General features: G+C 64.1%; 7 protein-coding genes and 2 pseudogenes. 3 read left to right on the plus strand and 6 right to left on the minus strand.

Annotation, left to right across the window (positions count from 1 at the left end; genetic code table 11):
• The first annotated feature begins 275 nt into the window (after positions 1-275).
• The gene (locus ACW9H9_RS14140; RefSeq protein WP_457343817.1) at positions 276-692 is read left to right on the plus strand and encodes a MarR family winged helix-turn-helix transcriptional regulator; all 417 of its coding nucleotides are present in this window, start codon (positions 276-278) and stop codon (positions 690-692) included.
• Here ACW9H9_RS14140 and ACW9H9_RS14145 read toward each other — a convergent pair whose 3' ends face one another.
• The 5 genes and pseudogenes from ACW9H9_RS14145 to ACW9H9_RS14165 form a co-directional block, all read right to left on the minus strand.
• On the minus strand, positions 693-1,619 hold the full coding sequence (locus ACW9H9_RS14145) for a LysR substrate-binding domain-containing protein (protein ID WP_457343818.1): 927 nt from the start codon (positions 1,617-1,619) through the stop codon (positions 693-695).
• A 34-nt stretch (positions 1,620-1,653) separates the two neighbouring features.
• On the minus strand, positions 1,654-2,595 hold the full coding sequence (locus tag ACW9H9_RS14150; RefSeq protein WP_457343820.1) for an aldo/keto reductase: 942 nt from the start codon (positions 2,593-2,595) through the stop codon (positions 1,654-1,656).
• 34 nt (positions 2,596-2,629) lie between these two features.
• Positions 2,630-3,996: pseudogene (locus ACW9H9_RS14155) on the minus strand (efflux transporter outer membrane subunit).
• 18 nt (positions 3,997-4,014) lie between these two features.
• On the minus strand, positions 4,015-5,469 hold the full coding sequence (locus ACW9H9_RS14160; protein ID WP_457343821.1) for an MFS transporter: 1,455 nt from the start codon (positions 5,467-5,469) through the stop codon (positions 4,015-4,017).
• Positions 5,466-6,503: an HlyD family secretion protein gene (locus ACW9H9_RS14165; protein WP_457343822.1), complete on the minus strand. Its 1,038-nt coding sequence runs from the start codon at positions 6,501-6,503 to the stop codon at positions 5,466-5,468. The genes ACW9H9_RS14160 and ACW9H9_RS14165 overlap by 4 nt, the downstream gene beginning before the upstream one ends.
• Positions 6,504-6,607: 104 nt before the next feature.
• On the opposite strand from ACW9H9_RS14165, the gene ACW9H9_RS14170 reads away from it, so the two are divergent.
• Both ACW9H9_RS14170 and mug read left to right on the plus strand, forming a co-directional pair.
• Entirely contained in the window at positions 6,608-7,231 is a 624-nt protein-coding gene (locus ACW9H9_RS14170) for a TetR/AcrR family transcriptional regulator (RefSeq protein WP_457343823.1), read from the plus strand.
• Positions 7,228-7,737: a G/U mismatch-specific DNA glycosylase gene (mug, locus tag ACW9H9_RS14175; protein WP_457343824.1), complete on the plus strand. Its 510-nt coding sequence runs from the start codon at positions 7,228-7,230 to the stop codon at positions 7,735-7,737. The genes ACW9H9_RS14170 and mug overlap by 4 nt, the downstream gene beginning before the upstream one ends.
• Before the next feature lie 63 nt (positions 7,738-7,800).
• On the opposite strand, the pseudogene ACW9H9_RS14180 reads toward mug, so the two are convergent.
• Positions 7,801-8,001, minus strand: a pseudogene (locus ACW9H9_RS14180) (transposase domain-containing protein); the annotation flags it as partial.
• Between the last annotated feature and the right edge of the window lie 56 nt (positions 8,002-8,057).

The following is an 8,057-nucleotide window of genomic DNA, read 5'->3' on the forward strand; positions in this document are numbered from 1 at the left end:
AGACAGGAAGTTGAATACCGAAGATGACGCCCAGTGACGTCGCTCTCCTGCCTCGCCCCGGTCAGGTCCGGGCGGGGTGAACTGACATCCGGTCAGATAGAGGCATATGCCACCTTATCGCTTTTAGTGGCATATGCAACTAAATTATTGCAAGGTATGTCTGTATTCATATTTAGTCATAATGACTACCCCCCCTCTTCTTAAAAGCGAGTGAAGCGTCCGTGAAATGTGCACCACCTACCCCGTATAGCCCCAGCACCTGCACGAACGGAGCGGTGCGTCGCGCGTCCCGTCGCATGGCGCAGATCTATGACGAGGCATTCGCGGCGTTTGGGCTTAAAGCCACACAGTTTTCCTTGATGAACCACATCGCGCAGGCCGACGCACCGACCATGAGCGAGCTGTCCCATGCCCTGGTCATGGACCTTTCAGCCTTGGGCCACACGCTCAAGCCGCTGGTGCGCGACGGCTTGGTGGTGTTGCAGGTGGATGAGTTCGACCGCCGCAGCCGACGCGTTTCGCTGACACCGGCCGGCCAGGCGCTCTTTGTGCAAGCCAAGGTGGTGTCCCGGCAAATGGCGGCCCGGTTTGACGGCGCCTTTGGCGCCCAAGCGGCTGACGAACTGCGCAAGGCCATGGACTTTATCGCGTCCAATGAATTTGCCCGCACCTTGCTGGGTAAAGACGCCTGACTAGGCGCTGACACGTTTTTCATCTTCGGCCAGCACGTGGGGCATCGAGTCCTTCAAGAACTGCACCCAGGAGCGGGTTTTGGCATCCACGAACTTGCGTGACGGGTAGATGGCGAACAGGCTCAGGGCCTTGAAATGGTACTCGGGCAACACCCGCACCAACGTGCCGTCGCGCAGGCCGTCCCATGCAGAGGCGATGGGCTGGATACCAATCCCCATGCCGTGCTTGATGGCGATGGTCATGCCGTCGGCGGTATTGATCTGAAAGGGGGATGGGGGCACGTTGAACGTTTCTGCTCCCTCTGGGCCCTCGAACGACCAGTTCTCCACCGGCATCACCGTATTGACCACCCGCAGGCAATCGTGGGCCTTGAGTGCGCACGGCGTGGCGGGCATGCCGCGTTTTTCCAGGTAGCGCGGCGAAGCGCACAGGATGCTGTAGGTGACGCCCAGCCGCTGCGCGACAAAGCCGGAGTCGGGCAGCTCCCGCGCAAGCACGATGGACATGTCGTAGCCCTCCTCCAACAGGTCCGGCACCCGGTTGCTCAAGGTCAGGTCAAACTGCACCGAAGGGTACAGGTCCCGGTAACGCGCAATGGCTTCGATCACATAGTGATTGCCCACCGCCGACAGCGCGTGGATTTTCAAACGCCCGGACGGGATCACGTGGGCGATGCCCGCCTCGTCGTCCGCCTCGCGCACCTCGTCGAGGATTTTCTCGCAGCGCTGCAAATAACGAGCACCGGCCTGGGTCAGCGCCAGGCGGCGGGTGGTGCGGTTGATCAGGCGCGTCTTGAGCCGCGCCTCAAGGCTGGAAACCGCCTTGGATACCGTCGCCGTGGTGCTGTTCAGTTGCCGCGCGGCAGCGGTGAAACTGCCGCTTTGCGCCACGGCGGTAAAGACGCGCAGGGTGCGCAAGACATCCATAGGGTGACTCCCCTCGAGAGGATCTGGGCCGGGGTTATTTTTCGCGGGAGATAAACCCCAGCACGCCGGTGTCCATCACCGGGTTGAAGCGCACCCGGGTCGTGATGTCGCGCTCGATTTCGCGCATGGCCGCCTGCGGCAAGGCGCTGAGGGCCGAGTCTTCGCGGATGTGCGCCGGGGTGACTGACGAGGTGAGAAACGCCACGCCACGCTGCACCGACCACGCCAACGCCACCTGCGCTGGGGTTTTCTGCACGCGACGGGCGATGCTGTTGATCACCGGTTCATCCAGCACGCGCGGTTTCATGCCATGGCCCAGCGGCGCGAAGGCCAGCACCACAATGCCTTGCTGCTTGCAGTACTCCAGCAGTTCCCATTCGGGCAGGTACGGGTGGGACTCCACTTGCACCACCGCCGGTTTGATCCGGGCCACAGCCACCAGCTCGCGCAGGGCGGGCAGGCTGATCGCCGACAGGCCGATGGACGTGCAGCGGCCCTCGTCCACCAGGCGTTCCAGCACTTGCCAGGTTTCGATCAGGGTCACGCCCGCGTCGTAACGCACGTGCCCGTAGACATCGCGGGGATACAGGTCATCGCCAGGCAGGAACGCATGCGGCGTGTGGATCATGTAGCAGTCGATCACGTCCACTTGGAGCCTGCGGCAACTGGCTTCAAAGGCCGGCACTACCCGCTCGGGACGGTGGTTGTTGTTCCACAATTTGGTGGTGATGAACAGCTCATCGCGCGTGACCGTTCCGGCCTCGATGGCCTGCCGCAAAGCGACGCCGACCTGGGCTTCGTTGCCATAGCGTTCGGCGCAATCGAAATGCCGAAAGCCCGCCTCCAGCGCCTGCGTCACCGCCTGGGTGGTGAGTGACAGGTCTTTGAACAAGGTGCCGAACCCCACGCCCGGCATCGCTTTGCTGCCGTGCTGCAAGGGAAAGCGGGTATCGCGCAGTGCATCGTAATAGCTCATGTTTTTACTCTCGTTACGGGGCCTGTCGGCCCCTTCAGCGTGTGAAATCGTTGACCGAACGGCCACCCAGCGCCACGAACAGCTGCACGGTGTCCAGGTGCTGCGCGGTTCTTGTCTGGATCTGCCCGAGCAGGGCCTGCTGATAAGCGCGCTGGGCTTCCAGCACTTGCAGCACGCCGTTTTCGCCACTGGCGAAGGCGTGCTGGTTAAGGCGCAGGCTGGTGTCGGCCGCTTGCAGCGCGGCGGCCTGGGCCTGGTATTGCTCGGCGTGGTGGTTAATCGATTGCAGGATGTCGGCGACCTGGCCAAAGGCGGCAATGACGGTCTGCCGGTAGTCCGCCAGTGACGCGTTGTAGCCCTGCTCTGCCGCCCGGCGTTCGGCCTTGAGCGTGCCGCCGTTGAACACCGGCGCGGTCAGCCCCCCGGCCAATCCCCACAACAGCGCGCCACCATTGCCGGACGCCGCCTGCATCAGCGAGGCCGACAACTCGACACGCGGGTAAAGGTTGGCGGTGGCGATGCCCACGGCGGCGCTGGCGGCGTGCAACTGGGCTTCGGCTTGCAGCACGTCCGGACGGTCATGGGCAAGCGTCGAAGGCAGGCTCAGCGGGAGCACCCCGGGCAGGGCGAAGTCGTCCAGGTTGAAGTCTGGCGCGCGCCAATCCGCCGGGCCCTGGCCGGTGAGGATCGCCAGCGCACATCGCGCTGCTGCGCCAACGGTGGGAGCAGCGTGCGGTCCTGCTCCAGGCGCGTGCGGGCCAACGAGACGTCGAGTTCCGTGGTGGCGCCGCTGCGCTGGGCCACGCGCACCAGTTCCAGGTTGCGCGCATCGGTGGCGAGCACGCGTTGCACCGCCTCCATTTGCGCGCTGGCCGAGGCCATCAACAACGCCTGGCGTGCGACGTTGCCGGTCAGGCTCAAGTACGCCGCTTCATAGCGATGCCGTTGCAGGTCGGCGAACGCCGCTTGCTGCTCGACACGCCGCTGATTGGCGCCAAACACGTCCAGGTCAAAACTGACCTGGGGGCCCACCTCATACACGTTATGCACAGACGGCTGCGGCCCGTTACGCACCCGTTGACGCCCGGCCTGGGCGGCAAAGCTCACTTGGGGCCACAGCGCGCCTTGCGAAGCCTCCATAAACGCCGTGGCCTGGCGCAACGTGGCGTCGGCGGCCGTCAGCTCAAGGTTACCGGCAAGCGCCTGACGCACCACGCCGTCGAGCTTTTGCGAATGAAAGGTCGACCACCAGTCAACCGCGACCGGTTGCTCAAGCGCAACACGCGGAGTTGCCTGGGTGTCATAACCCGAGGTGTTGACCGGCGGCGCACTGAAGCCCGGGCCAACGGTACAGGCGGACAGGGACATAACGGCCGAGATGACAAGCCCGTGGGGTTTCATGGGGCACACTCCAGAACACTAGTGAGTCGCTAAAGGTTTGCGCAGCAAAAGGACCAGCGGGCTCACGGCCAGCATCGCCCACATCAGGATCTTGAATTGACCGAGCACGGCGATGAACGCCGCCTGGCCGGTGACGGCTTCATTGAGCCCGGCCAGCGCTGCCAGCGGCATCGATGCGGGCAGCCCATGGGCGGTCAATTGGCTGGCGAGCGCCACGTGCACGGTTTGGGTGTTGTTGAAGAAAAACCACTGCACCACCGCCACCCCCAGGGTGCTGCCATACACCCGGACCAGGTTGAACAGCCCCGTGCCTTCAGCCCGCAGGGCCGGGTCCAGGGTGCTGAAGGCCACGCGGGACAACGCGGGCATCAACAGGCCAAGGCCCGCGCCCTGGATCGCCCCGGCGAGTGCCACCGGCCAGCGGTCCATCAGCGGCGAATAGCCGAGCATCGAATGGTTGGCGTAGACCACCACGGCAATGCCCACCGCCACGAACGCCCGCCCATCGAGGTGAGCCGGCACCCGGTTCATCAACCAGAATGCAGCGAGCAGGCCTACGCCCCGGGGCACGGTCAGCAGGCCGGTGGTGTCGGGTGGGTAGCCGAGCAATTCATCGAGCATCGGCGACGTCAACGCCATGGTCGACAGCAGCACAAAACCCACTGCAAAAAAGATCAGCGTCGACAGCAAAAAGTTACGGTCACGCAGCAACGCCTTGCTGATGAAATGCTCGGCACACGTGAACCGGTGCACGCCAAACAGGTAGAACCCCACCCCGCTGGCGACAGCGCCCAGCCAGATTTGCGGCGAGTCGAACCACTCCAGGCGCTGGCCGCGGTCGAGCACCATTTGCAGGCCGAGCATGCCAAGGGTGAAACAGGCAAAACCGAAGAAATCAAACGGCGGCGTGGCACCGGGCTTTTTCGCGGGCAGCAGCAGCGCCACGCCCAGGGTGATCAGTGCCAGCAATGGCAGGCTCGCGTAGAAAAGCGCACGCCAGCCGAAATGCTCGCACACCCAACCGCCGATGCCCGGCCCACTGACGATGCCCAGCAAACCGATCACCGTCCACAACGGGCCGAACTTCGGGCGGGCGGCAGGCGCCAGCGTTTCCAGGGCAATGGCCATCGACAGCGGCGCGAGCACCCCGGCGGCGACGCCTTGAACCAGACGAGCACCGATAAACTGCAGCGTCGTACTCGCACACGTGGCCAACAGCAGGCCCAGGGCAAACCCCGCGATGGCCACCTGGTAGAGGGTTTTGAGGCCCACGCGCGCGGCGAGCCATGGCGCCAGCGGCAAGGTGATCGCACTGGCGGCCAGGTACGCGGTGAAGATCCAACCCGCCTCGTCGTCGCTCATCGACAGGCTGCCTTGGATAAGCCTGAGCGCGGCGTTGGGCAGCGACAGGTTCATCGCTTGCAGGTAGGTCACCAGCAACGCCACCCAGCGCAGGGTGCGGGCGTCGTTCATTGGCCGCTCCTGATATCCACCGTCACCGTGGCACTGGTGCCGGAAAACAGCGGCAGGTCGGCCTGTGCATCGTCCAGCGCCAGGCGCACCGGCACGCGCTGCACCACCTTGACCCAGTTGCCCGTGGCGTTTTCCGGCGCCAGCACCGCAAAGTCCGCACCGGCCCCGGGGCTCATGCTGGTGACGTGGGCCTTGAAGGGGTGATGGGGGTAGGTGTCCAGCTCGATGGTCGCCCGTTGCCCGGGGCGCATGTGGCTCAGCTGGGTTTCGCGGAAGTTCGCCTCGATCCAGGTGTGCTCGGGCGACAACAGCGCAAAGGCCGCCGCGCCACTGCTCAGGTAGCTGCCCACTTGCACGTCATCCACCTTGGCGACGATGCCGTCTTGCGGCGCGTAGACCGTGGTGTACGACAAGTACAGCCGCGCCTCGTCGAGCTGAGCCTGGGCCTCACGAACGGCGGGGTGGCGGTCGACCTCGATGGCGGGGTTGCCGCTCAGCGCGACCACCGTCGTGGCAACCTGTTGCTCAAGGGCAGCAATGCGTTGGCGCGCGACTTTAAGGTCGGTGTCGGCGCGTTCATACACCGCCTGCGAGACAAACTCGGTGGCCAGCAAGGCCTTCTTGCGCGCGAATTCCTTTTGGTCAAACCCCGCCGATTCCCTGGCGGCCTGCACGTCGGCCTGTTGCTGGCGATAGCTGGCCTTGAGCCCGTCGATGCGCAAACGCGCCACGTTCAATTGCGCCTGCGCACGGTCGACCGCCACCTGGAACGGCTCGGGGTTGAGGCGAAACAACACCTGGCCTTTATGCACGGGCTCGTTGTCGTCCACCGCCACTTCCACCACTTGCCCGGACACCCGCGCATTGATCGACGCCTTGGCCACGCGGGCATAAGCGTTGTCGGTGGACACCAAACCGTCCTGGCTGCGGTACACCGCATACCCGATCACCGCACCGATCACAGGCACCCCCAGCATCAACCATGAACGCCAGGGTTTACGGGGAGCCGATGCGTTGCTGGGGGCTTGCGTCATGATCGAATTCACCTGTTTGAAGCGTTGGATGTCGGGGGTTTAATTTTGTGCGATGATGTAAGAATATCTACCCACCCACCGCGACTCAAGGATTTTTGTACGACATGGAACAAAAAAAGAATCCCGAAGGAAAAGGCCGTGGCCGCCCACGCGCCTACGACCCTCAAACGGCGCTGCAAAAAGCCCTGGAGGTGTTCTGGAACACCGGCTACGCCGGCGCCTCCCTGGACAGCATCGCCGCCGCCGCCGGTATGAACCGGCCCAGCCTGTATGCCGCGTTTGGTGACAAACACGCGATCTACCTCAAGGCCATCGAGCAGTACTGGGACCTGGCCAGCGCCGCCATCGACGCGGCGCTCGCCGAGCCGGGCCTGAGCTTGGCGGACGCGCTGATACGCCTGTACGAAGGGCAGCTGTCGATCTATTTTTCGGGCGAAGGCGAACCGCGTGGCTGCTTTATCATCGGCACCGCACCCAGCGCCGCCGTCGAAGATGCCGAGATTCGGGCCGCGCTGTTGAAGCGTCTCGACACCCTCGATACCCACCTGCACACCCGACTGCGCGCCGCCATCGACGCAGGCGACCTGAAACGCAACACCGACCCCGAAGCCCTTGCGGTGCTCGCGTCGTCGTTGCTGCACAGCATTTCCATCCGCGCGCGGGCGGGGAAATCCCGCGATGAACTGACCGCCCTGGCACACAGCGCAGTCAAGGTGATGTGCGCGTGAGTGACGGCCTGCCAGACATCCTGGCGCCGGGCCTGGCGGTGATTTTTTGCGGAATCAACCCGGGGCTCGCCGCTGCGGCGAGCGGGCATCACTTCATGGGCCGCAGCAACCGGTTCTGGCGCACGTTGCATTTGGCCGGGTTTACCCCTGCCGAAATTAACCCGCAGAACGACCGGGTGATTTTGCAATACGGCTGCGGCTTGACCACCGTGGTTGAACGCCCCACGGCGCGAGCGGACCAGTTATCGCCGGACGAATTCACCGCCGCGGCCGAGGGGTTCGAGCGCAAAATCACGCAGCACGCACCGCGCTGCGTGGCCTTTCTGGGCAAGGCGGCGTATGCGGGCTTGTCGGGCAAACGGGAGATTGCGTGGGGGGAGCAGCACTCGACAATCGGCGGTGCGTCGGTGTGGGTATTGCCGAATCCGAGTGGCAGGAACCTGGCGTTTAGTTTGGAGCGGTTGGTGGAGGTGTATGGCGGGCTTAGGCGGGGGGTGTTTGTTTGAGGGGGGGGTGGGATGGATGTATGCGATCCATAAACCCCACCTACCCAACAGTGGGCTAACGGTTTACCGTGGCATCTCTGGCGAGCAGTTCCACGGCAGCAGGGCTTCGTAGTCTGTTACTGACGAGGCGTGCGGCAGTCGCTCCAGTACGTGGCGCAGCCACGTATAAGGCTCCTGGCCGTTGACCTTGGCGGTTTCGACCAGGCTGTAGATCTTCGCGCTAGCACTGGCACCGTTGACGGTATCGCTGAAGAGCCAGGCCTTAAGGGACTGTCAGATTTTTTGTGTGCGGGCCGGTAACGGCCTGCCGTCAGGCAGGC

It is taken from the genome of Pseudomonas sp. SDO5215_S409 (assembly GCF_054071325.1).